The 26,523-nt window shown below is 65.1% G+C and carries 21 protein-coding genes; 17 read left to right on the forward strand and 4 right to left on the reverse strand.

Annotation, left to right across the window (positions count from 1 at the left end; all coding sequences use genetic code 11):
* Positions 1-43: 43 nt before the first annotated feature.
* Complete coding sequence (locus GEMMAAP_RS17265; protein WP_026848219.1) at positions 44-1,078, reverse strand: DUF1835 domain-containing protein; 1,035 nt, start codon at positions 1,076-1,078, stop codon at positions 44-46.
* A 126-nt stretch (positions 1,079-1,204) separates the two neighbouring features.
* Here GEMMAAP_RS17265 and GEMMAAP_RS17270 point away from each other — a divergent pair, with 126 nt between their 5' ends.
* Positions 1,205-2,386 carry a mannose-1-phosphate guanylyltransferase gene (locus GEMMAAP_RS17270; RefSeq protein ID WP_082821440.1) on the forward strand — a complete coding sequence of 394 codons (1,182 nt, stop codon included), beginning with the start codon at positions 1,205-1,207 and terminating at the stop codon, positions 2,384-2,386.
* Between the two features lie 15 nt (positions 2,387-2,401).
* Here the strand turns inward: GEMMAAP_RS17270 and GEMMAAP_RS17275 are convergent, their stop codons facing one another.
* Positions 2,402-3,193: an enoyl-CoA hydratase/isomerase family protein gene (locus GEMMAAP_RS17275; protein ID WP_043579336.1), complete on the reverse strand. Its 792-nt coding sequence runs from the start codon at positions 3,191-3,193 to the stop codon at positions 2,402-2,404.
* A gap of 270 nt (positions 3,194-3,463) precedes the next feature.
* On the opposite strand from GEMMAAP_RS17275, the gene GEMMAAP_RS17280 reads away from it, so the two are divergent.
* Positions 3,464-3,946 (forward strand): hypothetical protein, encoded by a 483-nt coding sequence (locus GEMMAAP_RS17280; RefSeq protein ID WP_145979211.1) that lies wholly within the window; start codon positions 3,464-3,466, stop codon positions 3,944-3,946.
* Here GEMMAAP_RS17280 and GEMMAAP_RS17285 read toward each other — a convergent pair.
* Positions 3,894-4,532, reverse strand: coding sequence for a 2'-5' RNA ligase family protein (locus GEMMAAP_RS17285; protein ID WP_026848216.1), 639 nt, complete (start codon positions 4,530-4,532; stop codon positions 3,894-3,896). The genes GEMMAAP_RS17280 and GEMMAAP_RS17285 overlap by 53 nt on opposite strands.
* Here GEMMAAP_RS17285 and GEMMAAP_RS17290 point away from each other — a divergent pair.
* The 7 genes from GEMMAAP_RS17290 to GEMMAAP_RS17320 all read left to right on the forward strand — a co-directional run bounded on the left by GEMMAAP_RS17290 (position 4,531) and on the right by GEMMAAP_RS17320 (position 11,371).
* Positions 4,531-4,854, forward strand: a complete 324-nt coding sequence (locus GEMMAAP_RS17290; protein ID WP_026848215.1) for a putative signal transducing protein — start codon at positions 4,531-4,533, stop codon at positions 4,852-4,854. The two genes, GEMMAAP_RS17285 and GEMMAAP_RS17290, sit on opposite strands and share 2 nt — an antisense overlap.
* 24 nt (positions 4,855-4,878) lie before the next feature.
* The gene (locus GEMMAAP_RS17295) at positions 4,879-5,691 is read left to right on the forward strand and encodes an SDR family oxidoreductase (protein ID WP_026848214.1); all 813 of its coding nucleotides are present in this window, start codon (positions 4,879-4,881) and stop codon (positions 5,689-5,691) included.
* 33 nt (positions 5,692-5,724) lie between these two features.
* A complete protein-coding gene (locus GEMMAAP_RS17300; RefSeq protein WP_053333565.1) occupies positions 5,725-6,786 on the forward strand; it encodes an L-threonylcarbamoyladenylate synthase in 1,062 nt (353 codons plus the stop codon).
* A gap of 14 nt (positions 6,787-6,800) precedes the next feature.
* Positions 6,801-7,715 carry an enoyl-[acyl-carrier-protein] reductase gene (locus GEMMAAP_RS17305; protein ID WP_026848212.1) on the forward strand — a complete coding sequence of 305 codons (915 nt, stop codon included), beginning with the start codon at positions 6,801-6,803 and terminating at the stop codon, positions 7,713-7,715.
* A gap of 112 nt (positions 7,716-7,827) precedes the next feature.
* Complete coding sequence (locus GEMMAAP_RS17310) at positions 7,828-9,675, forward strand: ATP-binding protein (RefSeq protein ID WP_158514914.1); 1,848 nt, start codon at positions 7,828-7,830, stop codon at positions 9,673-9,675.
* Positions 9,676-9,692: 17 nt separating this feature from the next.
* Positions 9,693-10,151 carry a hypothetical protein gene (locus GEMMAAP_RS17315; protein ID WP_026848211.1) on the forward strand — a complete coding sequence of 153 codons (459 nt, stop codon included), beginning with the start codon at positions 9,693-9,695 and terminating at the stop codon, positions 10,149-10,151.
* Entirely contained in the window at positions 10,148-11,371 is a 1,224-nt protein-coding gene (locus GEMMAAP_RS17320) for an MFS transporter (RefSeq protein ID WP_202969162.1), read from the forward strand. The genes GEMMAAP_RS17315 and GEMMAAP_RS17320 overlap by 4 nt, the downstream gene beginning before the upstream one ends.
* Before the next feature lie 104 nt (positions 11,372-11,475).
* Here GEMMAAP_RS17320 and GEMMAAP_RS17325 read toward each other — a convergent pair whose 3' ends face one another.
* Complete coding sequence (locus GEMMAAP_RS17325; protein ID WP_053333563.1) at positions 11,476-14,724, reverse strand: VPS10 domain-containing protein; 3,249 nt, start codon at positions 14,722-14,724, stop codon at positions 11,476-11,478.
* A gap of 194 nt (positions 14,725-14,918) precedes the next feature.
* Here GEMMAAP_RS17325 and GEMMAAP_RS17330 point away from each other — a divergent pair, with 194 nt between their 5' ends.
* From GEMMAAP_RS17330 to GEMMAAP_RS17365, 8 genes are all read left to right on the forward strand, one after another.
* Entirely contained in the window at positions 14,919-15,788 is an 870-nt protein-coding gene (locus tag GEMMAAP_RS17330) for an SPFH domain-containing protein (protein ID WP_082821441.1), read from the forward strand.
* A gap of 42 nt (positions 15,789-15,830) precedes the next feature.
* Positions 15,831-16,022 carry a type II toxin-antitoxin system antitoxin gene (locus GEMMAAP_RS21000; protein WP_026848208.1) on the forward strand — a complete coding sequence of 64 codons (192 nt, stop codon included), beginning with the start codon at positions 15,831-15,833 and terminating at the stop codon, positions 16,020-16,022.
* Positions 16,023-16,045: 23 nt separating this feature from the next.
* Complete coding sequence (locus GEMMAAP_RS17340; RefSeq protein WP_026848207.1) at positions 16,046-17,485, forward strand: alpha/beta hydrolase; 1,440 nt, start codon at positions 16,046-16,048, stop codon at positions 17,483-17,485.
* Between the two features lie 32 nt (positions 17,486-17,517).
* Positions 17,518-19,119, forward strand: coding sequence for an alpha/beta hydrolase family protein (locus tag GEMMAAP_RS17345; RefSeq protein WP_053333562.1), 1,602 nt, complete (start codon positions 17,518-17,520; stop codon positions 19,117-19,119).
* 27 nt (positions 19,120-19,146) lie between these two features.
* Positions 19,147-19,686 (forward strand): SdpI family protein, encoded by a 540-nt coding sequence (locus GEMMAAP_RS17350; protein WP_026848206.1) that lies wholly within the window; start codon positions 19,147-19,149, stop codon positions 19,684-19,686.
* 69 nt (positions 19,687-19,755) lie between these two features.
* A complete protein-coding gene (locus GEMMAAP_RS17355) occupies positions 19,756-20,412 on the forward strand; it encodes a hypothetical protein (RefSeq protein WP_026848205.1) in 657 nt (218 codons plus the stop codon).
* 120 nt (positions 20,413-20,532) lie between these two features.
* The gene (locus tag GEMMAAP_RS17360; protein WP_053333561.1) at positions 20,533-23,121 is read left to right on the forward strand and encodes a zinc-dependent metalloprotease; all 2,589 of its coding nucleotides are present in this window, start codon (positions 20,533-20,535) and stop codon (positions 23,119-23,121) included.
* A 523-nt stretch (positions 23,122-23,644) separates the two neighbouring features.
* On the forward strand, positions 23,645-26,257 hold the full coding sequence (locus GEMMAAP_RS17365; protein WP_053333560.1) for a zinc-dependent metalloprotease: 2,613 nt from the start codon (positions 23,645-23,647) through the stop codon (positions 26,255-26,257).
* Positions 26,258-26,523 lie beyond the last annotated feature (266 nt).

A 26,523-nucleotide genomic window follows, 5' to 3' on the forward strand; every position in this document is an offset into this window, starting at 1 on the left:
GCAACGCAACAGGCACGGCCACAACGGCCTGCCCCGCTGCAACCTAACGTTTGACTTCGTGCAGAATGAGCTGGTAGTGGTGCGGATCCCAACGCCAATGGCGCGAGGTCGTGTTGTACACACCGCCAATCCAGCGATCGATCCCGTTCCGCTTCACAAAGTCCGCCCGGTCGCGCACGATGTCCTGACCGAGTGGCGTGAGTTGCACCTGACGCTCCCAGAACGACTTGCCGTCGGAATCGCGCAACGGCGCAATGACCCGCGACCCGTTGGCATGCACGACCAGCGGATGCGCACAGTCGCTGAGCCGTTGCACGTACCAGGCAAAGCTCCAATCGCCGAGCCACACCCACGACTCCGCGCTTTGATGAGCGGTAAACAGCTTGGCCAGCGTGAGCGCCCCCGGCGACAGGGCCTCACACAGCTGGCGCTCGCAGCGTGAGAGCCCTGCCTGCGTATCGGGATACTCTTCAAGCTGACGCCGCAATGCCGGGGCCAGATGGGGCAGCCGCACGTAGTCATCGTACGCGTAGGCCCGCGCGCCTACTTCCCGATCGATCCGGTCCGTGATGGCCAGCAACGAGTCCGGGGTATCCGCCGTGAAGGCGTCCCAGGCGGCCGACGCCACGGCAATATCACCGGCCGAGATGGGACGCCGAGCGGCAAAGAGCGGCGTGAACTTCTCCGGCTGCAGCGGCCCCAGAAAACAGTCGGCCGGCACGATGCTCACCACGGGGCGCTCGGCCAGCGGCCGGCGCTCCAGCCGCGCCAGGATCTGGATGAGCTGGAGCTGATCGTAAAGATCGGGCTCGAACCACAACACAAGCTCGTCACCGGGGCCGGCGCTATCGAGCCGCGCATCGCGCTCGACAAAATCGGCCACCGCGGCCGACTGGCTCTGCCACCCCCGACTGGCCAAGAATTCGCCGCGCACGCGCCGGAACGCCTGCAGGTCGCGATCAGAGGGCACGGGGCCGTCATGGAGCAGGTCCCGCCACGACAGAATGTCGCCGGGGAGCCCCGATCGGGCCAACGCTGTCGCGGCGTGATCGCCGTTGGTAAGGTGCAGGGTAAGCATAAGTTGACGTATGTTGGACGTATGTTGCCGGAACCGGGACCGATTCGCTAGGTCACGGCAAAGCGAGTCCAAATCCGGCCCCGGGCTCCCCAGGGCTGTTTTTTCAACGACAGAGAACGCCGACCGATGTCCGAGACCCGTGTCGTCAGTCCAAATCCTCCTTCGTCGGTCACAGCCCACACCGGGGTGGCCGCAGGGACCTTGGACGAGGTGGAAATGGAGGCGCTGCTGGAAACGGGCACCGCCATGTGGGCGGTGGTCTTTGCCGGCGGTATCGGCACCCGCTTCTGGCCACTGAGCACGCCACGGCGTCCCAAGCAGGTCCTCGCCCTCGTCAACGAGCGACCGCTCATTGCCGACACGGTAGCCCGCCTGTCGCCCCTCGTGCCCGCCGAACGGGTCCTGGTGGTCACCAGCGCCGATATTGTGGAGGCGTTGCACGACGCCATTCCCGAGGTACCGCTGGCCAACATGCTGGTAGAGCCCCGCCCACTGGGTACGGCGGCGGCACTGGCCTGGGGCGCTCAGGAAGTCTCCCGCCGCGCTGGCCCCGACACGGTGTTCGTGGCCCTGCACGCCGATCTGGCCGTGGGCTACCCCGATGTGCTACGCGATTCTCTTCGCCGCGCCGCGTCCATTGCCCTCGCCGATCCCGTGCTGGTGACGCTCGGCGCCCGTCCGTCGCGGGCCGAAACGGGCTTTGGCTATCTGCAGCCCGGCATGCCGATTGATCCGCTGGTGGGACGCGCTGAAGGGGGCGCTTGCCGCGTGGAGCACTTCGTGGAGAAGCCCAGTGCGTCGCTGGCCGACGTGCTCATTGACAAAGGCGCGCTCTGGAATACCGGCATTTTTGTCTGGCGCGCCAAAGTGGTGCTCGAGGAGCTGGAGCGGCACACGGCGGAGCTGCAGCATGGCCTCCCCAAACTGGCCGCTGGGGAGATGACCGCCTTTGCCTCCCTGGTGACCAGTGTGTCCATTGATCGTGGCCTGCTGGAGCGCTCTCAGCAGGTGGTGGTGCTCCCCACGGAAATGGAGTGGGACGACGTCGGCACGTGGGCCTCGCTACGCCGCGTCCGTGAACTCGATGACACCGGGAACGGGGTCATGGGGCAAGTGCACTGCGTAGACTGTAGCGGCAACGTGATCCACGCCGATGGGTGCTGTGTGGTGGCGTACGGCATCAGCGGCATGATCGTGGTGAGCATTGACGGACTCACGTTTGTCACCACGCAGGACCGTGCTACCGAACTGGGGCCGCTGCTCGATGCACTCCCGGGGAGCTTGCGCTTCAACCCGGGACGTCACTGAGCTGCTGCTGCACCACTACTGACCGCGAAACACCGGCGCGCGTTTTTCCTTGAACGCCGCCATGGCTTCACGCACATCGGCGCTGGCAAAGCAGGTCTTGATGTGCGTGAGCTCTTCGCGGAGTTGCTGGTCCAGTGACGCATCGGCACTGGACAGCAGCAACCGCTTGCTGAGCGCATACGCGAGCGGTGGGCCACCTGCCAGTTGTTCAGCGTAGGCAGTGACGCGTTCCGCAAATTCTTCGGCGGGCCACGCGGCGTGGACCAGGCCAATGCGTTCCGCTTCTCCGGCCGTCACGTCGCGTCCGGTGAGAATGATGTCGGTGGCGCGGGCCTGCCCAATAAGTCGCGGCAGAAACCAGCTGACGCCAGCGTCGGGAGAGAGGCCACGACGCACGTAGCCGGCGGTACACACCGCATTGGCCTGCATGACGCGCAAGTCACAGCTGAGCGCGAGCCCAAACCCGGCGCCAGCCGCCGCACCATTGATGGCGGCGATGACAGGTTTCTCGCACTGCGTGATGGACTGCACCCACCGCCCCACCCAGTAGTACGGATCCAGGCGGTCCGCGCGCGTCCCCGACGGCGGATTGGGATCCGCCAGGTCGAGCCCGGCACAGAAGCCACGCCCGGCGCCGGTAATCACCACGACCCGCACCGCGTCATCAAGCGCCGCCTCGTGCACCGCCTGCGGCAGTTCGCTCGCCAACAGAGGATTCACCGCATTGAGCCGATCGGGACGGTTGAGCGTGATAGTGCACACGCCGGAAGCGGACGTGGAAACGAGGAGATGTGCGTATGGAGGCATGGACGGAATTAACTACGTAACAGCGTCATGGGTTATGGGTCAGCAGGTTACCGAGTAACCGCGGGAACAGCGGTGTCGCGCAGTTTCACCGCAGTAACGCGGTAACCCAATAACCCATAACCCATGACGCCGTTACCCTTCGACTGCAGTTGTCTGGATTCACGTACCCAATCATCCCCCCCCACTACCGTCTGTGCGGGTCCGCTCGCTAGATCACAGGCAGTGATGTCGTTCAGGTGCTCTTCTCGTGCGTCCCGTTCTCCCGGTCTCATGGCTCCCTCCCGCTCTGCCGCTGCACTCGCTGACGATCCGTCGGCGGTAGCACCCAGCCCGCTCTCCTGTTGCGATGCGTTGGCTCGAACTGCTGTTGAAACGTGGCGCCAGCACGAGCGCCTCGCCCGACTCATGCAACTTGGGGTGGAACAGCAGGAGCTCGAGGCCGCCCACGCCATGGTCGACACCATCGACCTCGCGCTGGCCGAAACGGTAAAGATCTTCGAGCGCGTCTGCGCCACCATTCCCGTGACGGATCAGGCCGACCTGCGCCAGGCGGCCAACGCCATGTGGTTGTCGGCCCGCGAATACCTGCGCCGGCACAGCATCGCCGAACGGGCCTCGCGCCAGATTGCCCAGCGGGACGCCGACACGCTGGGCGATCTGCAGATGGAGTACGAACTGGAAGCGTCCGCTCTCCTCGGGCTCAAGCAGGCGACCGCGACCTACCAGAAGCTGCGTCCCGAAGCCCGCTGCTGATCCGTTCCCCACGCGGGATCACCACCGACGGCGCGCTCTCCACGGGCGCGCCGTTTTGTGCCAACAGGGGGAGCGTGAACAGCAGTTTGCTGGGCTGCGGATCGCGGGTGAGATACACCTGCAGCGTGTCGATAATGGCCGGGGCCGCCACGCGGACAGCCAACAGCTCCCGCTCCGTCTGCGGCGTAAGCGTGGGGTAGAACGTCAGCGTACAGTGCGGTGAAAACAGGAACCGCGAACGCTTGAAGGGCAGTCCACTGCGCGCCAGTCGCTCATGCAGCAGCCGCAGCGGCCCATTGGGGTCGAGCGGCAGCGAAATGATGTCGGTCTGCATGAAGCGATGCGGCTTGCCCAGCGGCAGCGACATGGGGGCCGTGCTCGCGGCGATCGGCTCCAGCGCCGCCCGGATTCGTTCAATGGGCGTGTCCGTAGGGATCGCCCCCACTCCCGACGACCCCACCAGCGTCACATGCGGCGGGGTCAGACGTGCCAACTTGGGATCGTAGCGCTGCTGAATGTCGAGCACGGCCGCGCCGGCTTCCCCTGGGAGCTCGGCGAGCACGAAGATTCCGAACGAAGCGGGCATGCAGAAACATAGCGACCTCACGAAGCCCTGTGGCGAATGCTATTTTCGCCCCATGGGTGAAGCCATGGTGGTCATTCGCGAGTACGTCAACGAGATGGAAGCGCTCGTAGCGCGGAGCGTGCTCGAGGCACACCAGATTCCGGCGGTGGTGCTGCGCGACGACGCCGGTGGGATGCTGCCGGCCATGCGTCTGCTGTACCCCGTGCGGCTCGCCGTACGAACCGTGGACTCGGCGCAGGCACTGCGCATCCTGGACGCGCCGTTTGAGAATGACGGCCCGACCAATCACGGTGTCTCCTTTGGCGGCCCCCTCGATCGCTGATTGCGGTCCCCTTATCCCGTTGCCATGCCCGTACGCTTTGCTGGACAGGTCGTACTCATCACCGGCGCCTCCACTGGTATTGGCGCCGAGCTGGCCCGCCAGTTTGCAGCCGCCGGCGCGCGCGTAGCGCTGGCGGCACGCGATGCCGACAAGTTGGAATCGGTGGCGGCCGCGTGTCGCGCCCAGGGCGCCGAGGCCTTGGTCGTCACGACCGACATCACCATCGAAGACCAATGCCGGGAGATGGTTGCACGAACGGTGCAGCACTTCGGCCGCCTCGACATCCTGGTAAACAACGCCGGCATGAGCATGAGTGGTCGATTCGAAGACATCACCGATCTGTCCATCTTCGAAAAACTCATGCGCCTCAATTTTCTGGGGAGCGTGTGGTGCACCGCCTTCGCCCTGCCACATCTCAAGCAGTCACGCGGTCGGGTGGTTGCCATCTCCAGTCTTACCGGCCTCGCCGGCGTGCCCAAGCGCACGGCGTACGCCGCCAGCAAGCACGCCATGGCCGGCTTCTTCGATTCGCTCCGCATTGAACTCGAAGACAGTGGCGTGAGCGTGACCGTGGTGTATCCCGGATTCGTGTTCTCCGAGATCAACGCCCGGGCCTTCTCCCCCGACGGCACCCCCTTTGGCGATCGCGCCTATCAGCGCCGTCCCGGTGAGACCATGGAAACCGCGGAGTGCGGTCGTCTCATTCTCAACGCCGTCGCGCGACGGGACCGGGATCTGGTCATGACATGGCGCGGCAAAGTGGGGCGGCTTCTCAAACTCATTTCGCCGCGACTGGTGGACCGCATCGCCAAAAAGGCCATCGAGGCCAAGCAGTAGGGGCCGGCCCTCCGGTGCGGCTAGCTTACGCCCATGACTGTCGTCCCTGTTAATCCGCTGCACCCGGAACCTCACCTCATTGCCGCGGCCGCCGAGCAGCTGCGGGCCGGTGCGCTGGTGGCGTTTCCCACGGAAACGGTCTACGGACTGGGCGCGAATGCGCTCGACGCGGAAGCCGTGGCGCGCATTTATGCGGCCAAGGGGCGTCCCGCGTGGAACCCGGTCATTGCCCACGTCCCCTCCGTAGCCGCCGCAAAGGCGCTCGCCCGCCACTGGCCGGCGACCGCGCAACGGCTGGCCGATGCGTTCTGGCCAGGACCGCTCACTCTGGTGGTGCCCAAGGCTCCGCATGTGCCGGGGATCGCCACCGCCGGACTTGATGCCGTCGCCGTGCGCATGCCCAATCATCCCGTGGCACTCGCGCTGCTGGAAGCGGCCGCGCGGCCCATTGCGGCCCCCAGCGCCAACCGCTTCACCCAAATCAGCCCCACCACCGCGGCGCACGTGGAGCGTTCGCTGGGAGATCGAGTGCCGCTCATTCTCGATGGCGGGCCCTGCGCCGTGGGAATCGAAAGCACGGTCGTGGACTGCACGGGTGAAGATGTCGTCATTCTGCGTCCAGGGATGCTGGGACGTGAGTCGCTGGAAGCGGCTCTTGAGGGATTGGGAGTCGTGGTCAAGCATGCCACCCGCCGCGCGGTGTCCCACCAGCTCGGCGACGACGCCGCGCCCCTTGGCGGCGCACCACGCTCCCCTGGCATGGTCGACCGCCACTATGCCCCCCGCGCTGAAGTGTGGCTGTTTGAAACCGGTCAGGAGGGCGAAATGCGCCAGGCGCTCGCACAGCGTCGGGATGACCACGTTTCGGACAAGCCGGTCGTCGCCCTCGTGCGCACCGTCTCGTTCGCCAGGGACGCCACGCCGGTGCAAATGCTCCAGATGCCCGGCGATCCCCAGGCATACGCCCGCGAGCTCTACGCGGCGCTCCATCACGCCGACGGCATTGATGCGGGGCTGGTGCTGATCGAAGCCCCACCCATCAATGATTCCGCCTGGGACGGCGTGCGAGACCGCCTCACACGAGCCGCGCGGTAGGCTATCTTTTCCCGATGCTACCCATCGACCTGACCGGCAAACGCGTCCTCGTGGCGGGTGTTGCCGATGACAACGGTTTTGGCTGGGCCATCGCCAAAGCGTTTGCTGAAGCCGGCGCCAACGTGTGCGTGGCCACCTGGCCGCCGGCGCTCAACATCTTTCTCAACCTCCTCGAGCGCGGCAAGCTGGACGACTCGCGGCAGATGCCCGACGGATCCATGCTCACCTTCGAGCGCATTTACCCGCTCGATGCCGTGTACGACAATCTCGAGAGCACGCCGGCCGACATCCGCGAAAACAAGCGCTACAAGGAGCTCGGCGATTTCACCATCGACGGTCTCGCCGCGCGTCTCGTCGCCGACTTCGGTGAACAGCCGCTGGATATCGTCTTCCATTCGCTCGCCAACGGCCCCGAAGTCAAGAAGCCGCTGCTCGAAGTGAGCCGCGCCGGCTATCTCGCCGCCTCCAGCGCCAGCGCCTATTCGCTGGTGTCCATGGTGCAGCGCCTCGGCCCGCTCATGCGTCCTGGTGGTGCCGTCTGCTCGCTCACGTACATGGCCAGCGAGCGCGCCATTCCGGGCTACGGCGGCGGCATGTCGTCGGCCAAGGCACAGCTGGAGAGCGACACCCGGGTGCTGGCCTTCGAAGCCGGCCGCAAGTGGGGGGTGCGCGTGAACACCATTTCGGCGGGCCCGTACGCCTCGCGCGCGGCCAGCGCCATTGGCATCATCGACACCATGGTGAAGTACTGCGCGGCCAACTCGCCGTTGCCCGAAGAACTGTCGGCGCGTGAAGTAGGCACCACGGCCGCGTTCCTCTGCAGCCCGCTGGCCAGCGCCATCACGGGATCCACCGTATACGTGGACAAGGGGTATCACTCGATGGGCATGGCCGTTGCCCCGCCGACTGAAGACCGCGCCCCCCGATAACCATCCTCTGCTGAGCGCCGATCGCGTGCCCGATACACCCGTAACACGCGTTCCCACGATTCCCCCGCCCGAGAGCGCCGCTGCGCCCTCGGCGCGGGGGATTGGTTTGCGTGTGCGATTGCTGCTCATGGTGCTGGTAGCGCTGCTCCCGCCCACGGTGGTGGGGATGCTGTTCGAGTTCGACGCGACCTCCTCCACCGGGATGGTCATGCTGTTCGGGTCCATTGCGCTGTCGTTCGGTCTGGCGTATGCCGTGGGCTCCATCATCGTCAATGCGGTGGAATCACTCATTGCCGATGCGCACGCGCTGGCAGCCGGGGTTGATGGACACCGGTCCGTGATTCGCTCAAGCGACGAAATTGGACAACTGTCAATCGCGCTGAATCAGATGGCTGACACCGTGGAGCGCCGGAGCGCCGCGTTGGCGGACAACGAACGGCGCTATCGGTTCCTCTTCGATTCCAATCCCCTCCCCATGTGGGCGTGGGATGCCGACTCCGGCAACATTCTGGCAGTCAACGAAGCGGCGATTGAAAAGTACGGGTACCCGCGCGATACGTTTCTGACGCTCAAGATCACCGATCTGCTCGACCCCGAGGAACTGCCGCGTTTCAGTGGAGCGCGCCTCCCTTTCTCCGAGTCCCGACAGAACGCCGGCAGCTGGCAGCACCGCACGGCCGACGGACGCCGTCTGGAAATCGAAGTCATTACCACCAGCTCGCGACGCCTGGGGCGGGCCAGCTGGTTGAGCGTCGGCATGGACATCACGGCGCGTCGGGAGGCCGAGCGCGCGCTCGCCCGCAGTGAAGAGCAGTTGCGGCAGTCGCAGAAAATGGAGGCCATCGGGACATTTGCCGGTGGCATCTCGCACGACTTCAACAACCTGCTGACCGGTATGCTGGGGTACTGCGATCTGTTGCTGGTGCAGATGTCAGCAGACGATCCCATTCGCACCGATGTCGCGGAAATCCGCGCACTGGCGGTACGCGGCACGGAGCTGTCACGGCAGATTCTTTCGGTGAGCCGGCGGCAGATGGTGCAGGCCACGGTGCTCGATCCCAACGACGTGGTGCGCGGACTGGATCGGCTTATTCGCCGCGTGATTGGCGAGAACATCGAAGTCCATCTCGCGCTGGACACACAGATCGGAACGGTGCGCGCCGATGCCGCACAGCTCGAGCAGTCGCTGTTGAATCTCGTCAGCAACGCACGCGATGCCATGCCCAAGGGGGGACGTCTGACCATTGAGACGGCCGTCATTGATGAGCGGGAAGTCCGACGGCTCAGCCTCGACCAGCAGCTGGACTGGATTGCCATCCGGGTGCGCGATACCGGCATTGGCATGGATGAGGAGGTGAAGGCGCACATCTTTGAGCCGTTCTTCACCACCAAGGAGCGCGGAAAAGGGTCTGGTCTGGGTCTCGCACTGGCCTACAGCGTGATGGACCAGAGCGGTGGTGAGATTCGAGCAGACTCCGCGCCCGGGCATGGAACCACCATGCACCTGCTGCTCCCGCGGTTGACCGAGGCTGTTACACCGTCCTTCATCCGCGACGACGCACCGGAGCAGCTTAACGGACAGGAAACCGTGCTGCTGACCGAGGACGAAGATGCCGTTCGTACGGTGGCCGTGGCCGCGCTGGAGCGGCGTGGCTATCGCGTGCTGGCGGCCGCCGACGGTGATGCCGCGATTGCCATTTCACGCGCCTTTCCCGGTCGGATCGACTTGCTCGTGACCGATGTGGTGATGCCCGGGATCAGTGGTCGTGAATTGGCCGATGCGCTCACGCGGGCGCGCCCCGGGCTGCCGGTGCTGTACGTGTCGGGGTATACCGAAGACATCGAACTGCTGGCCGGGTTGTCGGGAGATGAGCGTTCGCTGCTGCCCAAGCCCTTCACATCGCTCGAATTGGCACGACGCGTACGGAGTGCGCTCGACACCGTTGTTCGGAGCAGCTGAGTGAGGGCCGCAGGCCAATGATGAACTGGATCCTGCTCGTGATGGCGGCAATCGCGTCGGTCGTGGTGGCGCTGATCCTTGGCGGGCTGGCCACGGCGCGTACCCATCGCGCCACGCGTGACCTGTACTTTCGCGCCCCCATTGATGCGGTGTGGACGTTGGTGCGCACGATCGACGAGACACCGGCATGGTGCGCGAGTCTCCCGGCCATGACGGTGCTCCAGGAGCACGCGCCGCATGCGCTCACCACGCAACTGCTCGATGACACCGGAACGCCGATGGGCACCTGGACACTGACATTGCTCGCGCAGAAGGGCGGCACGCAGCTGTCAGCGGCCGAAGAAGTGGATGTCCGCAATCCCATTCAACGGTTTCTTCGCTCCTTCGGTGCGCACTCGCAACGGCTTGACGGCTTTGTGGAGGCACTCGGCCGCCAACTGGGAGAACCCGTGAACGAAGCCAACACGGCAACGTGAGCGAGACCGCCCGCACGACCGTCGCGCCGGACACGGATCCTGCACGATGGCGCATGCTGGCGTTGGTCGCGCTGGCAGAGCTCCTGGGTATGTCGCTCTGGTTCGCCGCCAGTGCCGTGTCGGCGCAGTACCAGACGCGCTGGCTGCTCACCAGCAGCGAAGCCGCGTGGCTCACCACGGTGGTGCAATTGGGTTTTGTGGGCGGCACCGCCATGTCGGCGCTGCTCAACCTCGCCGATGTGTGGCCCACCAAACGACTGTTCACCGTCAGTGCCCTGCTGGCCGCTGTGGGCAACGCCATGGTACTCACCGCTTCGGATCTCTCCACGGCGTTGCTCTGGCGGTTCCTCACCGGTTTCTGCCTCGCCGGTGTGTACCCACCGGCGATGAAGATGATTGCCACGTGGTTCCGGGCCCGCCGTGGCCTCGCGGTGGGCACGGTGGTGGGTGCCCTCACCGTGGGCAAGGCGCTCCCCTATTTGGTGAAGGCGCTCCCGGGCGCGACCATCACCAATGTCACGTTGGCCGCGTCCGTGGGCGCTGTGCTGGCTGGCTGTGCCATTGCGCTGGGCTATCGTGATGGCCCGTACCCCTTTCCGCCGCGACGCTTCTCGTGGACGCTGGTGGGTGAGGTGGTACGCACACGACCGTGGCGGCTGGCCATGGGGGGCTACCTCGGGCACATGTGGGAGCTGTATGCCGCATGGACCTGGCTTCCGGTGTTCATTGCGGCCAGTGTGACGGCCCGCGATCCGCAGGCTCTGCACTCCGGCGCGGCGACACTCATTGCGTTTGCCGCGCTCGCTGTGGGCGGTGTAGGGTGCGTCTGGGGTGGCATTCTGGCCGACAAACGCGGGCGCGCGTGGCTGGTGAATTTGTCGATGGCGATCAGCGGCATTTGTGCGCTGCTCATTGGCCTCACCTTTGGGCGTTCCCTTTGGCTGTTGGCGCCGCTGGCGCTAGTGTGGGGATTCTTTGTCATTGCCGACAGCGCGCAGTTCTCCGTGATGGTCACGGAGGGCGTGCCGCCCCATGCGGTGGGCACGGCACTCACGCTGCAAACGTCGCTCGGGTTTCTGCTGACGGCCGGCGTCATTCAGCTGGTGCCAGTGCTTGCCGACCAGCTGGGGTGGCCCTGGGCCTTTACGATCCTGGCAGTGGGTCCGGCGTTGGGGATTGCGGCCATACGGCGCTTGAGCGTCCAACCGCCCGCTCCCTAGCCAAACCGCACGTCGTCAGGCCGTATCCCGGAAAAACCAGAACGTCTCCGATGGCGGGGGAATCCGCCATCGGAGACGTGGGCCACAGAGAAAAAATGTGGCGATTACTGTCCGGTGATCTCCTCGGCGCTCGTCTGGCGCGCCTGCGGGGTGTCGGCCGGCTTCACTTCAATGACCGGGTGCCCGTGCTTCTTGAGAATCTCGTCGATGGGCGGAAGGAGCTCCTTGTACGCCTTTCGCAGCTCCACGAGATAGACCTCGAGCTCCTTGGTGAGCAGCTCGAACACCTGCTGCGACTGTTTGGTGGGGCGCGCTTCGGTGCTCCCCACCACACCGGCCAACGCCGCGATCTGGTTGTTCACCTTGATCGGGAAGTTGAGCGGGTCCTGGCCGGACTGATTCTTCACCTGATAGATCTGCGCTTCCATCTCGCTGATCTTGGCGTCGAGCGACTTGACCAGGCCGGCGTAGGCGGCCGAATCGCTGCCCACCTGGTTCATGCGCGTAACCGCCTGCTGGCGCACGTTGCGCACGGTGCGCACGGCGTCGTTGGCGTCGGTGGTGCGATCGCGGATAGCCATGAGCAGCTTGTACTGCGCCACCAGATCCAGCGGCGTCGCGTCACTGCGCGGATCCTTCTTCACCAGCAACTTGGCATCGCCAGCGGGAGCGCCGTCAACGAGCAAGCGCACGGTGTAGTTGCCCGGCAGTACCAATGGACCCGTGGTCACACCGGCCCACATGATCATGCCGTTGAACGTGGTGGCATCCGGCTCGCGCAGGTTCCACGAGAAGGTGTTCATCCCCACCGTGTTGGTGGGCGGACGATCACCGGCCACCGCCCGACGGCCCCCGGGACCACCGGCAGCGACGACTTGATCGCTCGAGAACGACTTCACGGTGCGTCCGGTGCTGTCACGGAACTCGATCGTGACCTTGCCGGCCTTCTCCTTGAGCCAGTAGTACACAATCGCGCCGTTGGGCGGATTCTGCCCCACCGGGCTGGTGGGCGCACCAATCTGGAAGCCACCGCCCCAATTAATGCGATACGACGGACGCGGCGTAAACAAATGCGCCTTCTTGGCCAGCACCTCGGCCGACAGCTGACGCAGCACACCGATGTCGTCGATCACGTAGAACGAACGACCATGCGTTCCGGCAATGAGATCGCCTTCCTTGATGGCGAGATCGTGCACCGGCACGATGGGGAGATTGCGCTTGAGCGAGAACCACGTCGCGCCGTCATCGAGTGAGGCGTACACACCGCGCTCGGTGCCGGCGAAGAGCAGCCCCGGACGCACGTCGTCTTCGCGAATCACGCGCGTAAACTCGGTGTTGGGGATGCCCGTGTTGATGCGCGTCCACGTCTTGCCAAAGTCAGACGTCTTGAAGAGGTACGGCTCCTGGTCGTCCATCTGGAACCGATTGGCCGCCACATACGCCGTGCCGGCGTTGAAGTGCGAGGCCTCCACAATGGAGATGCGCGCCCACTCCCGTTCCTTGAGCAGCGGCGGCGTCACGTTCGTCCACGACAGGCCACCGTTGCGCGTCACGTGCACCAGGCCATCGTCGGTCCCGGCCCAGATCGTTCCCTTGGCAATGGGCGACTCGGCAATGGCGAACACCGTGCCGTAATACTCCACGCTCGTCTGGTCCTTCGTGATCGGACCACCCGACGGACCCAGCGTGCGCGGATCGTTGCGCGAAAGGTCAGGCGAAATGGCGGTGTAGCTGTCGCCTTCATTGGTGGTCTTGAAGAGCACACTCGATCCCACATACAACGTCTTGGGATCGTGCGGGCTCACCACGATGGGGAAGGTCCACTGCATGCGGTACTTCGCATCTTTCGCGTCGTGCCCCATGGGATTGAGCGGCCACGGATTCACGTCGCGCTCCATGCCGGTACGCATGTCCTTGCGCGTAAGGAAGCCGCCGTAGCTGCCGGCAAACACGATGTCCGGATTGTTCGGCAGCGCAGCAATGAAGCCCGACTCGCCGCCGCCGGCGTCCTTCCACATATCGATCGTGATGCCACCACGCGCCCGCGACGGACCGCACAGCGTGCTGTTGTCCTGCTGCGCGCCGCAGATCTGATACGGGAAGTGATTGGTGGTGGTGACGTGATAGAACTGGGCCGTGGCGAAGTCCTGCGCCGTCCACGTTTTGCCCGTGTCCACGCTCACCGAGGCACCACCGTCGTCGCCTTCAATCATGCGGCTTGGATCATCGGGGGCAATCCACAGGTCGTGCGAGTCACCGTGCGGCGGATTGAGGTTGCTCCACGTCTTGCCGGCGTCCTTCGACACCTGGAACTGCACGTTTGACGCGTACACCACGTCGGCGTTCTTGGGGTCGGCGTAAATCTTGGTGTAGTACCACGCGCGCTGACGCAGCTTGCGTTCGTCGTTCACACGCTCCCACGTGGCGCCGGCATCGTCGGAGCGATACACACCGCCCTGATCGGCTTCAATGAGCGCGTACACGCGGCGCGGATTGGCGCCGCTGACGGTGATGCCGATATTGCCCCAAAGGCCGGAGGGGAGGCCGGGATTCTTGGTGATTTCGGTCCAGGTGTCGCCACCATCAGTGGTCTTGAACATCCCCGAACCCTTGCCGCCGGAATAGAGCATCCATGGCTTGCGGTACGCCTGCCAGAAGCCGGCGTAGAGCACGTTGGGGTTGCTCGGGTCCATGACCAGATCGGCCGCGCCGGTGGAGTCATCGCGGAAGAGCACCTTCTGCCACGACTTGCCGCCGTCCTTGCTGCGGAACACGCCGCGCTCGTTGTTGGGGGCCCACACATGCCCCTGCACTGCGGCGTACACCAGATCAGGATTGGTGGGGTGCACGCGCACCTTGGCAATCTGCCGCGAATCGTTCAACCCGATGTTCGCCCACGTCTTGCCACCATCGGTGGTCTTCCACATGCCGTCGCCGTGCGACACGTTGCCGCGAATGGCGAACTCCCCACCGCCCACATACACCACGTCCGGATTGCTGGGGGCCACCGCCACGGCACCTACAGTGCCGCCAAAGTAGCGGTCGGTCATGGGCATCCAGCTTTCACCGCCATCGGTGGTCTTCATGACCCCGCTGCCGGTGGTGCCCATCCAGTACTCCTTGGGGCGGGCCGCCGATCCGGCCACGGCCACGGAGCGGCCACCGCGGTAGGGGCCAATTTCCCGCCAGCGCACGGCGGAGAGCGCGGCGGTATCGAACGAGGCGGCCAGCGGGGACGGCGCCGCGGCGCGAGCCACGGGGCGAGCCGCCGTGGGGCGGGCGGTCTGCGCTGACGCGGAGGCCAACGGGACCATCGCGCCGAGCAGCAGAGCGAAGCGCGGGGAGAAACGCATCACAGCAAAACCTCCAGGGGAAGGAGCATGAGCATCCGTATTACATGAAAGCTACGCCCCAACCGAAGCAGCGTTGGGGGGCGCGCTTGCCAGTATTTGGCACGCACAATCACCCTGAAACCTGCGGTTACCCCTCGCGTATTGGCTATTGAAGTGATATCACTTCAATACCACCCTCTCCGAGGTTCTCAGTAATGCTCCGCGAAATTTCCGTCAAACCCACCAGCGGCGTGCTGGCTGCGGTTGTGCTGTCCGTTGGCCTGCTGGGCGGCCTGTACGGGTTCTATGTAGGCGCCCGGGCCGATGACTTTGCGATGGCCATTCCCGCCCTCCTGGTAGGCTCGCTCTTGGGGCTGGGGCTGCCCGGCCTGTTCACGGTGGAGCCCAACGAAGGCAAGGCGCTTACGCTCTTTGGCACGTACAAAGGCACGGTGCGCGAGCCCGGGTTGTGGTGGGTCAATCCCTTCATGAGCAAGACCGGCGTGTCGCTGCGCGTGCGCAACTTCGAGACGAACAAGCTCAAGGTGAACGACGCGTACTCCAACCCGGTGGAGATCGGCGCCATTGTCGTGTGGCGCGTGACCGATACCGCCGAAGCGCTCTTTGAAGTGAACGACTATGTGCAGTACGTGGCCGTGCAGAGCGAATCGGCGCTGCGCGCGCTGGCCACGCAGCATCCGTATGACGCCCACGGCAACAACGAGATTGCGCTCAGCACACACCAGAACGAAGTGAACAAGGGGTTGGCCGAGGCCTTGGTGGACCGCCTGGCCAAGGCCGGCGTGGAAGTGATTGAAGCCCGCATCAGTCACCTCGCGTATTCCCCCGAAATCGCGGCGGCCATGTTGCAGCGTCAGCAGGCCAGTGCCATTGTGGCGGCGCGGCAGACCATCGTGGAAGGGGCCGTGGGCATGGTGCAGATGGCGCTCGACGCCCTCAAGGAACGCGACATCGTGGAGCTGGACACCGAGCGCAAGGCGGCCATGGTGAGCAATCTGCTCGTCGTGCTCTGTTCGGAGCGGTCGACCCAGCCAGTGGTGAACACCGGCTCGCTGTATACCTGATTCCGGTATTGGTGATCGTGCCTTTTTCGACCGGCCTGCCTCATGGCTGAACGTAAGTCATTCCTGCTGCGTGTGGACCGCGAGACGTTGGACGCGGTGCAACGCTGGGCCAATGACGACCTGCGCAGTCTCAACGGGCAGATCGAGTTTCTCTTGAGGCGCGCGCTCCGCGATGCGGGGCGCGCGCCGAAGGGCGGCGGGATGCCGGATACTGCACCGGAGTCAGAGACATGACGTGCTCACTTGTCAGATTATTCATGCTCGGCGGTTTGTTGGTAGCGGGGCCTGACGAGAGTAGCGCGCAAACCACTGGATCACCCTGGCAGGTGACGGCACGCGGGGACTCCGTGCAGTTCGACACGCTCTCCGTACGCCTGCGCAGCGGGGAACGGGTGGCGGTTCGCGGCACATTGCGCGTACCGGAGTGGCGACGTGGGACCAGCGCACGCCGGGTCACTCTCCGCTGGCTGCGCTTCAGCGGCAGCGTTGGCACGAGTGGACCGGATGCTCCGCCTATTGTCTTTCTCGCGGGCGGACCTGGTGACGCGGGCACGCGCGCCATCTCCACCATGCCCGTCGCCTTGTTGGATTTTCTGCTCGTCGCAGGGGATCTGATTGCCTTTGATCAGCGGGCCACAGGCACATCCATTCCCTTGCTTGTCTGTGCGCCATCGGCTGCCGTGTCCCCTGATCTGCGGCTCACTCGTGCACAGCGCGATTCGCTTTCGCTGTCCGCAGCACACACCTGCCTCGCACAGTTGCAGGCGAGCGGTGTTCAGCGGGCCGGCTACAGCACGGGAGAAAGTGTCGAGGATCTCGAGTCACTCCGCATTGCGATCGGCGTTCCCAGCGTGTCCTTGTATGGTGGCAGTTACGGCACGCACCTCGGGCTCGCGTACATGCAGGCGTATCCCAAACGGACCGCGCGCGCCGTATTGGCCGGGGTTGAGGGCCCGGATGACACCTTCAAACGGCCGAGTCGAATCGACGCGGTGTTTGCGGATATATCCCAGGTGGCATCACGAGACCCGCGGTTCGCCGGTCGCAGGCCGCTGTTGGAGGTTTTCGATTCGCTGCGCACGCAACTCGCGGCAACGACACCGGTGGTGACGGTTGGCAGCAGCGAAATCCGCCTGGACGCCTTCGATTTGCAACGATTCGTGACGGATGCGCTGGGCGAGCAGCGGACTATTGTGACGTTGCCGTCGCAGCTTTACGCCATGGCCGAGGGAAAGCTCGAGCTGTTGGCGCCCACCGCCATGCGCCTGCGCGCCGCCCGACCGCTCAACGCCATGAATTTGCTGGTCAACTGCGCGTCTGGTGCAAGCGCGGCACGGTGGGCCGCCATTGATGCGGACATCCGCACGGCTCGACTTGGCGATGCCATGGACTTCCCCGCCAACGTGCAGTGCCGGACGGATGAACTGCGATCAGCGAGGGCAGCGGGCAGTACGCGCAGCAAGGCTGTACCAGTTCCGGTGTTGTTCATCAGCGGGACGTGGGATGGCCGGACCCCAGTGGCCAATGTGGAGGAGTTGTTGGCGACCTTCACCTTCGGCCGTCATCTGGTGGTGCCATTTCAGTCGCACGGTCTGATGGGTGATCCGGATGTGGTCGAAGCGTCGCTGCGTTTCCTGCGAGGGGATCATGTAGCGGGTGCACGACTGATTCGAACCGCCCCCGCATTTAGGCAGTAACCCACTTCCGTTTACTCACAACACCCACAACCATGCTGCACCTCGCCTTCAAGCGTTCCCGTAGCGCCGGGACGGTGGCACTCGTCCTCACCGTCCTTCTTGTCGTGGCCGGCCTCATGCTCTCGTCAGTGGCCAACGCGCAGGGGGGGCCGGTGAGCTTCGTGTACCTGCGCGGCGCCGATACCCTTGGCACGGAACAGATCACGCCGGGCAATGGCGTGGTGCGCGGTGTGCTGCAGTATCGGGGGCAACCGCGCGTGGAGTGGGAGCAGGTGCGCACGCCGCTGCGGCTCACGTTGAACGTGTTCGCGCCTGGTAGCGCGGCCGATGCGGCGCCGGTACAGGTGGCCAGCTTTGCGCCGCAGGGCGATACCCTGCAGGTGGAGGTGGGCACCCGCGGGGCCATGCGCCCGCAACGGGTGCCCATGCGCGCCGGGGCGGTGCCGCTGATCAACAACTCCCTGTTGCACAGTGCCCTGCTCACGCAGCTGGCGCGTGAAACCGACCGCAGCACGCTCCCGGTGATTCTCACGCAGGGCGCGCAGACGCTGGACGCCATCATGGAACGGCGTGGCGACACCACCACCATGACGATGGCCGGCATGGCGCTGCACATCGTGTGGGCCGACGGCGCGCCAGTGAGTGTCACGGTGCCCGCGCAGAACCTGCGGGCCGTGCGAGCGGGCGCGCCCATTGCGGTGCCGCCAGCCGCCGCCGTGAACTACGACGCGCCCGCCAACGCACCGTACACCAGTGAACACGTCACCATTCCCACATCGCGCGGCTATACGCTGGCCGGCACGCTCACCCGCCCCAAAGGCGTGACCGGGAAGGTCCCGGTGCTGGTCACCGTGAGCGGCAGCGGGCCGCAAGATCGCGATTCCCGCATTGCCATCGTGAAGGATTACGCGCCGTTTCGCGATATCGCCGACACCCTGGGACGCCGTGGCATTGCGGTGTTGCGCTACGATGATCGCGGCGTTGGCCAGAGTGGTGGACGGTCGTCACGTGATTCCGCCACCAGTGCCGACTTTGCCGATGACATGCTCAGTGCCGTGCAGTTCCTGCGGACCCGCCCCGACGTGGACGGCGCGCGCATCACGGTCGCGGGGCACAGCGAAGGCGGAATCATTGCGCCACTGGTGGCGGTCAAGGATCCGCTGGTCAAAGCAGTTGCCATCCTCGCCGGTCCGGCCTACGACGGGCGGCGCATTCTGCTGTACCAGAACGACCTGGGCATCAAGGCGGCGCCCGGACTTTCGGAGAGTCAGCGGGATTCCCTGCGCCGCACCGTCCCGGCGTCGCTGGATTCGCTGCAGCGCACCAACCGGTGGATGCGCTACTTCATGACCACCGATCCGCTGGTGACCGCGCGCGCCGTCAAGCAGCCGGTCCTCATTCTGCAGGGCGACACCGACATGCAGGTCACTCCCGAGCAGGCGGATACTCTCGCCGCCACCATGAAAGCCGCCGGCAACCGCAACATCACCATGAAGCGCTTCCCGGCCACCAATCATCTGTTCCTCGCCGATCCTTCTGGCGCCCCCCAAGGCTACGCGACGTTGAAAGACACGCACGTGCGCCGCGATGTGCTGGGTACGCTGGCCGACTGGGTTGTGCGCGTCTCCCGCTAACACACGCTGATTCGCAGGAAACGACCAATGTCAATCATTCGCCTGGGGGTATTGGGTGGTCTCGTGGCGCTCGTCGCGACGTCCATCCTGCTGTATCCGCAGCTCCCCGACATGATTCCGCGCAGCATCGACGCCAACGGTCGCGCCGGGGGCATGATCGCACGCTCGCCCTTCTCATGGGGCTTTCCGATCGCCATCTGCATCTCTGTGGCGCTCGTAGTTGAGGTCATCCGTGCCAAGCTGCCGACCCGACCGGATCTGTTCAACTTTCCCGGGAAGGAGCAGCTGCTGCGCTTGCCCGCCGAGTATCACGGGGAAGTCGTGTCGCAGATGCAGCTGTTCATGGATATCACCAATGCCCAGATGCTCGTGGTATTTGCGCTCGTGCAATGGATGCTCTGGCGCGGTGCCCATGGGCAACGCAGCGAAGCGCTCACCATTGCGCTGCTGGTCCTCCCGGTATTGCTGCTGGTGGGGATGGGGCTGCTGCTCAGTCGCCTCCAGGAAGCCGTCGACCGCGCGCAGCGCCGATACGACAGCCGACGGAATCCCTTAAATACGGACTAGCCGAGGCATACGAGGTCTCTGAGCATACCCCTCCTGTGATCTTGGAAGACGCGCTGTACATTTGCGCCTATGCGTCGCCTCATTTGCTTGTTCATCGCATTGGTGGTCCCCTCGGCGGCGCACGCGCAGTCGGCCGCCGACACCGCTTCGGCTGCCGCACCAAGCAGCGCCGTCTTTGCGTACCTCCAATTGGGCGACACCATCGCCTTTGAGGCGGTCCGCAGCGATACCGCCATGGTGCGCGGGGCGTACATCATTCCCGGGCAGATCCGCCTCAGCTGGGATCAATTGCTCACCAAGGGCGCGCCATCGTCACTCACCATTGGCGTGTTCCCTCCCAATGCGCCGGCCGAATTCCGTCCGGTCAGTGAAACCGATTTCGCGACACGCGATGACAGCATCGTGGTCACCTCCTATGCGAACGGGAAGACCACCAGCGACACCCGCCCCACCGTGGCCGGAGCCCTCCCGGTGCTGGGACGCTCCATGATCCACCTGTCATACCTCGCCTTCTACGCGGCGCAGCTGCGAATGCGCACAGTCCCGCTGTACCTCACCTCGTCCGGCAAGACGGTCAACGCGCAGGTCGAGGTCTTCGGGGAACGCGTGACCCTGCTGGTCGAGGGGCTTCGGATTGACGCGCTTTGGGACGACGGCGCGCTGGTGGAGGTGCACGTGCCCAGCCAGCAGCTGGTCGTTCGCCGGGTGATGCTACTCCCCCAGTAGCAGGCTCTGGGACCACCGGATCAGCACGGCCGTGGCGCCATGCGTATTACATGGGTCGCGGCTGATCATTGTCGCGCCCGTTTCACATCGTAGCTTCCCTCCAGCAGGACAGACTCACACATGCGTCATCGTTCTTTTACGCTGGCCGCCGCCGGGCTGACGCTCGGCGCCTGCGCGCCCAAGCCGGCGCCCGCGCCAGCCCCTACTCCCACTCCGGCTCCCAGTGGGGCACCTACCCCCGCCGCCGGACGTCCCGCTGGCGCCCCCGGCGGATTTGGCCAGGGTGGCGCGGGTGCCCAGGGTGGCGGTGCCGCCGGTGGTCAGCAGGATCCGCAGCCGCGTCCCTATGGCGCCGTCATCACGCCGCGGGCCACGACCAAAAACGGCGTGTTCAAGGTGCACCAGGTGGGCGCGCGCCTGTTCTTTGAAATTCCGCGCGCCGAGTTGGGCAAGGACTATGTGATTGTCACCACGCTGGCCGGCACGCCAGACGAAATCGGCATTCGCGGCACCCAGGGTGGCAATAACCTCGTGCGCTTCGAACGTCGCGACAATCGCATCTTCGTACGCGAGGCCGATTACCGCGACATCATCGCCGACACCGCCGCGTCGCAGAAGCTCGCCGCCGATCTTATTGGCGTGACCAAGATTCTCGCCGCGCTCAACATCGAAGCATACGGGCCGGACAGCAGCGCGGTCGTGGAAGTGACGCGCATGTTCACCGGCGGCGTCGCCGAATACACCGCCCTTGGCCGTCGCGCCCAGGTCGATGCGGCGCGCTCGTACATCGAGAAGTTCGCCGCGTACTCGCGCAATGTGAACGTCACCGCCGTGCAGAGCTTTACGCCGCAGGGTGGCGCGCCCGGTGGTGGTGGTGGCTTCCCCGGCGCGGCCGGCGCGGCGACCGCTCCAACCACGGAGAAGTATACCTTCTCCATTGCCAAGCTCCCCGAGAACCCCATGAAGCCGCGTCTGCTCGACGAGCGCGTGGGCTACTTCGGCGTGCAGCAGCGTGATTTCAGCGGCGCCACGCAGCGCGTGGAGACGCGTCGCTTCATTGGCCGCTGGCGTCTCGAGTGCAGCGACAAGAAGGTCGGCAACCTCTGCGTCCCCATCAAGCCCATCACGTACTACCTCGACCCCGCCACGCCGGCGTGGATCAAGCCGTGGATCAGGAAGGGCATTGAAGACTGGCAGGTGGCCTTCGAAGCCGCCGGCTTCTACAAGGGCATCATCGCCGCCGAACCGCCGAAGAACGACCCCGACTTCTCGGGTGAAGATGCCACCGTCGCCATGGTGCGCTGGCTCCCCAGCGCCACCGAAAACGCCGTTGGTCCGTCACTGCGCGATCCGCGCACCGGCGAAATCATTGACGCCGATGTGCAGACGTATCTCAACGTGATGAACCTCAACCGGTCGTGGTACTTTACGCAGGTGGGCCATCTCGACAAGCGCGCGCAGAAGCTGCCGTTCCCCGATACGCTCATGGGGCGTCTCGTGGAATACGTCACGGCGCACGAAGTAGGACACACGCTGGGCTTCCCGCACAACTTCAAGGCGAGCTCCATGTATCCCGTGGACTCGGTGCGCAGCCGCACGTTCGTGAAGACGATGGGGCACACGCCCACGCTCATGGACTACTCGCGCTTCAACTACGTCGCGCAGCCGGAAGACAACATCGCGCTCGACGATCTCATTCCGAAGGTCGGACCGTATGACAAGTACGCCGTGATGTGGGGCTACACGCCCATCCCTAACGCCAAGACGCCGGAAGACGAAAAGCCGACGCTGGAGAAGTGGACGCGGATGCAGGACACCATCCCGTGGTATCGCTTTGCGAGCGACGCCGGCGCGGGCGGTGCGGATCCGGGCGAACAGTCGGAAGCCGTCGGCGATGCCGACGCCGTAAAAGCCACCACGCTTGGCGTGAAGAATCTCAAGCGCACGATGGCGCTGCTGGAAGGCGCCACGGCGTGGAAGGACGGCACGACGTTCGACGACCTCGAAGAGCTTTACGGCCGCACCGTGGGTCAGTGGGCCACCGAGATGGGGCATGTCGCGCGCATTCTCGGCGGTCAGTACAAGCAGGAGAAGTACGTCGGCCAGAAGGGCCCGGTCTATCGTCCCGTGGAGCCGTCGCGCCAGAAGGACGCGCTGCAGTTCCTGCTGGACAACGCCTACACGACGCCCACGTGGCTGCTCAACCAGGACATCCTGCGCAAGATCGAGCCGAGCGGCAGCCTGAATCGGGTGGGCAACGCGCAGGCGCGGTCGCTGGCGGCACTGGTGGCGAACGAGCGCCTGCAGCGCATGGTGGAAATGGAAGCGATGGCCACGAGCAAGGGCGAGGTGTATCCGGTGGCCGACATGCTGGCCGATCTGCGCGCCGGACTCTGGAAGGAGATCGGCACGGGCGCGCCCATCGACGCTTTCCGTCGCCGGCTGCAGCGCGTGTATCTCGAAGCGATGGCCAGCAAGATCAATCCGCCCGCTGCACCCGCCGCCGCACCGGGCGGTGGTGGCGCCGGCGGACGTGGCGCCGCCGCTCCGGTGGGCACTGCAGACTTCCGTCCGATCCTGAAGTCGGAAATGCGTGCCCTCGATGCGGACCTCGCGACGGCGATCGGCAAGACGAGCGATCGCATGAGCAAGGCGCACCTGGAAGACGCGCGGGACCAGATCAGGAAGATGCTGGACAGCGACAAGTAGGGGGTTTGTTCGGAGTGAATGGGGGCAGCGGACGTCGTCCGCTGCCCCCGTTCCTTTTTGCACGGATCTGAGACCGAGACCGCCGACTCCAGACTGCTAGACGTGGACGATGCGAGTTGTGATGATCGAGGTGCGATGGATATCGAATGTGAGAGGGTCGAGACAACGACGACGATGAGAAGTCCGAGCACTGGCGTCCGCACGGAACTGCCGCGACTCCCGACGCGCACCAGCGCGAAGCGCGCCGTGCGCCCCCCGCCCCCAACCGGCCGGTGTGGGGCACATCCGCGCGGAGGAACTGCTCGGACTTCTCATCGTCGTGGTTATCTCGAGACTCTCACATTCGATATCCATCACCATTCGATCGTCACAACTCTCACCGTCTGCCTCTGTCAGTCTGAGGTCTCCGATCTCGCCCCCGCGATCTTAGCCCTCCCTGTAGTTCCCCTACGGAATGCACCCGCCTAGACTCCGGTGTCCCGCCAAGTGAGCGGGCGTTCCTCCCTCCTTTTCGTCAGGTCCAATGCGCTTTCGCTCCACGCCGCTGGTGCTGGCCGGTTTGGCTTTTGCCGCCTGCAAGCCCGCCAAGCAGTTCGTGTCGGCGCCCGCTCCCACGCCTGCGCCTTCCGGCGCAAACACCCGGCCCGCCCCGCGCGCGCCCGTGCCTGGACAGCCCACCCCCACGCCGGGCCAACCCGGCAATGGCCAGCCGCCCGCCGGCCTGCCCAACATTCCGGGCCTCGCCGGCGCCCTTGGCGCCCAGGGCGAGCCCAATCCGCGCCCGTACGCGCAGGTCATCACGCCGCGCGCCAAGAGCAAGAAGGGCGTGTTTGACGTGCACCAGGTGGGTTCGCGCCTCTATTTCGAAATCCCCGCTTCGCAGGTGGGCAAGGATTTCGTGATCACCAGCGTGCTCGCGGGCACCCCCGCCGGCATTGGCCTGAACGGCACGTTGGGCACCGATCGGCTCATCCGGTTTGAACGTCGCGAGAATCGCATTCTCGTGCGCGATGTGCGCTACAACAATGTGGCCACGGACAGCCTGCAGCAGACCCGGCGCGCCATGTCGCTGATCGAGTTCTACCCGATCATTGCCTCGCTCAACGTCGAAACGTACGGCAAAGACAGCGCCGCCGTCGTCGAGGTGACGCGCATGTTCACCGGCGGCGTGCAGGAGTTCATTGCCAACGGCCGTCGTGCCACCGTGGACGCGTCGCGCTCGTACATCGACAAGTTTGCCGCGTTCTCGCGCAACGTGAACGTGACCGCCATTCAGACGTTCACGCCCATTGGTGGCGCAGGTGGCATTCCGGGACTTCCCATTCCGGGCTTTGGCGGCGCCGCACAGGCCACCACCGAAGCGTACACCTTCTCCATTGTCCGGTTGCCGGACGAGCCCATGATGCCGCGGCTCATGGACGCGCGCGTGGGCTACTTCGGTGAAAACAAAACCGATTTCGGCTCCAACGAGCAGCGCGTGCTGCCGCGCCGCTACATCGCGCGCTGGCGCCTTGAGTGCTCCGACCAGAAGGTCGGCAATCTCTGCGCCCCCAAGAAGCCCATCACGTACTACGTGGACCCGGCCACGCCCAAGTGGCTCGTGCCCTTCGTGAAGGCGGGCATTGAGGAGTGGCAGCCGGCGTTTGAGCAGGCCGGCTTTGCCAAGGGCATCGTATCGGCCGACGCGCCCAATGATCCCGATTTCTCGGGTGAAGATGCCAGTGTGGCCATGGTGCGCTGGTTGCCGTCGCCGGTGGCCAACGCCGTGGGCCCCAGCACCACCGATCCGCGCACCGGCGAAATCATCGACGCCGACGTGCAGATGTACCACAACATCATGGACCTCCAGCGCAACTGGTACTTCACGCAGGTGGGTCATCTGGACCCGCGCGCGCAGAAGTTCCCGTTCCCCGATTCGCTCATGGGGCGCCTGGTGCAGTTCGTCGTGGCGCACGAAGTGGGGCACACCCTCGGCTTCCCCCACAACTTCAAGGGCAGCTCGATGTATCCGGTCGACTCCATCCGCAGCAAAACGTGGGTGGCGAAGATGGGGCACTCGCCCAGCATCATGGACTACGCGCGCTTCAACTACATCGCGCAGCCGGAAGACGGCATCGCCCTCGGCGATCTCGTGCCGAAGGTGGGCCCGTACGACCGCTACGCCGTGATGTGGGGGTACAAGCCCATCCCGGGTGCCAAGACGTCGGAAGACGAAAAGGCCACGCTCGACAGCTGGGCGCGTATGCAGGACAGTGTGCCCTGGTACCGCTTTGCCAGCGACGCCGGTGCCGGCGGCGCCGATCCGGGTGAGCAGTCGGAAGCCATTGGCGATGCCGATGCCGTGCGCGCCACCACGCTGGGCTTCAAGAACATCGCCCGCGTCATGAAGCTCGTGGAAGCCGCGGCGACGAACAACAAGCTCGCCGACTACTCGTTGCTGCGTCAGACCTATGGCGAAGTGATTGGCCAGTGGGCCACCGAAGCGGCGCACGTCACGAAGATCGTAGGCGGTTCGGACAAGCAGGAAAAGGCCGTGAGCCAGGGCGGTCCCGTCTTTACGCCGGTGCCGCGCGCCCGTCAGAAGGCGGCCGTGAAGTTCCTGAACGACGAGGTGTTCACCACGCCGTCGTACCTCATCAACGTGCCCACGCTGCGCAAGTTCGAAGCCGACGGCAACATCAACCGCATCACCGGCGCACAGGCGCGTTCGCTCTCCAGCCTCGTGAACAACACGAAGCTGCAGCGCATGGTGGAAGCGGAAGCCACGGCGTCCAACAAGGCCGACGTGTACTCGCTGGGCGAAATGCTCACCGATCTGCGTCGCGGCCTGTGGAAGGAGATCTACGGCGGTCAGCCGGTGAACGCCTATCGTCGTCGCCTGCAGACCACGTACCTCGAGGCCATGGCGAGCAAGATCAAGCCTGCGCCGCCCAGTGCGCAGGACGCACTGCTGGCCCAGTTCCTGGGGGGTGGCATCGTGAACACCCGTGATTTCCGTCCCCTTCTCAAGGACGAAATGCGTGTTCTGGACCGGGAGATCGCCGGCGCCGTGGCCCGCACGAGCGACCGCACCACGCGGGCGCACCTGCAGGACGCGCGGGACCAGATCAAGGCCATGCTCGACACCGACAAATAAGCGATCGGAGATCACAGGAAGCGCGGCCGGACGGTGTCCGGCCGCGCTTCTTGTTTTCAGAGGTGTGACCTCAGAATCCGACGATGCGATGTCCGAGGTCGGACGATCGAGTGTTGCGATGGATATCGATGTCGGATATGCGATAACTACGACGGTGAGAGGTCCGAGTACTTCGTCCGCCTGGAGAGTGCCACTTACCGTTCTCGTTCGACTGCGGGGACGGCCGCTGTTCCAGCGGCGTCCGTGGGGGGTACGGTCGTGCGGAC

It is taken from the genome of Gemmatimonas phototrophica (assembly GCF_000695095.2).
Classification (GTDB): domain Bacteria; phylum Gemmatimonadota; class Gemmatimonadetes; order Gemmatimonadales; family Gemmatimonadaceae; genus Gemmatimonas; species Gemmatimonas phototrophica.

What these genes read in the sequence shown, in the direction of transcription:
- GEMMAAP_RS17265 (WP_026848219.1), bottom strand. Translation starts at nt 1,078, where the DNA reads ATGCTTACCCTGCACCTTACCAACGGCGATCACGCCGCGACAGCGTTG.
- GEMMAAP_RS17270 (WP_082821440.1), top strand. Translation starts at nt 1,205, where the DNA reads ATGTCCGAGACCCGTGTCGTCAGTCCAAATCCTCCTTCGTCGGTCACA.
- GEMMAAP_RS17275 (WP_043579336.1), bottom strand. Translation starts at nt 3,193, where the DNA reads ATGCCTCCATACGCACATCTCCTCGTTTCCACGTCCGCTTCCGGCGTG.
- GEMMAAP_RS17280 (WP_145979211.1), top strand. Translation starts at nt 3,464, where the DNA reads ATGGCTCCCTCCCGCTCTGCCGCTGCACTCGCTGACGATCCGTCGGCG.
- GEMMAAP_RS17290 (WP_026848215.1), top strand. Translation starts at nt 4,531, where the DNA reads ATGCAGAAACATAGCGACCTCACGAAGCCCTGTGGCGAATGCTATTTT.
- GEMMAAP_RS17285 (WP_026848216.1), bottom strand. Translation starts at nt 4,532, where the DNA reads ATGCCCGCTTCGTTCGGAATCTTCGTGCTCGCCGAGCTCCCAGGGGAA.
- GEMMAAP_RS17295 (WP_026848214.1), top strand. Translation starts at nt 4,879, where the DNA reads ATGCCCGTACGCTTTGCTGGACAGGTCGTACTCATCACCGGCGCCTCC.
- GEMMAAP_RS17300 (WP_053333565.1), top strand. Translation starts at nt 5,725, where the DNA reads ATGACTGTCGTCCCTGTTAATCCGCTGCACCCGGAACCTCACCTCATT.
- GEMMAAP_RS17305 (WP_026848212.1), top strand. Translation starts at nt 6,801, where the DNA reads ATGCTACCCATCGACCTGACCGGCAAACGCGTCCTCGTGGCGGGTGTT.
- GEMMAAP_RS17315 (WP_026848211.1), top strand. Translation starts at nt 9,693, where the DNA reads ATGATGAACTGGATCCTGCTCGTGATGGCGGCAATCGCGTCGGTCGTG.
- GEMMAAP_RS17325 (WP_053333563.1), bottom strand. Translation starts at nt 14,724, where the DNA reads ATGCGTTTCTCCCCGCGCTTCGCTCTGCTGCTCGGCGCGATGGTCCCG.
- GEMMAAP_RS17330 (WP_082821441.1), top strand. Translation starts at nt 14,919, where the DNA reads ATGCTCCGCGAAATTTCCGTCAAACCCACCAGCGGCGTGCTGGCTGCG.
- GEMMAAP_RS21000 (WP_026848208.1), top strand. Translation starts at nt 15,831, where the DNA reads ATGGCTGAACGTAAGTCATTCCTGCTGCGTGTGGACCGCGAGACGTTG.
- GEMMAAP_RS17340 (WP_026848207.1), top strand. Translation starts at nt 16,046, where the DNA reads ATGCTCGGCGGTTTGTTGGTAGCGGGGCCTGACGAGAGTAGCGCGCAA.
- GEMMAAP_RS17345 (WP_053333562.1), top strand. Translation starts at nt 17,518, where the DNA reads ATGCTGCACCTCGCCTTCAAGCGTTCCCGTAGCGCCGGGACGGTGGCA.
- GEMMAAP_RS17350 (WP_026848206.1), top strand. Translation starts at nt 19,147, where the DNA reads ATGTCAATCATTCGCCTGGGGGTATTGGGTGGTCTCGTGGCGCTCGTC.
- GEMMAAP_RS17355 (WP_026848205.1), top strand. Translation starts at nt 19,756, where the DNA reads ATGCGTCGCCTCATTTGCTTGTTCATCGCATTGGTGGTCCCCTCGGCG.
- GEMMAAP_RS17360 (WP_053333561.1), top strand. Translation starts at nt 20,533, where the DNA reads ATGCGTCATCGTTCTTTTACGCTGGCCGCCGCCGGGCTGACGCTCGGC.
- GEMMAAP_RS17365 (WP_053333560.1), top strand. Translation starts at nt 23,645, where the DNA reads ATGCGCTTTCGCTCCACGCCGCTGGTGCTGGCCGGTTTGGCTTTTGCC.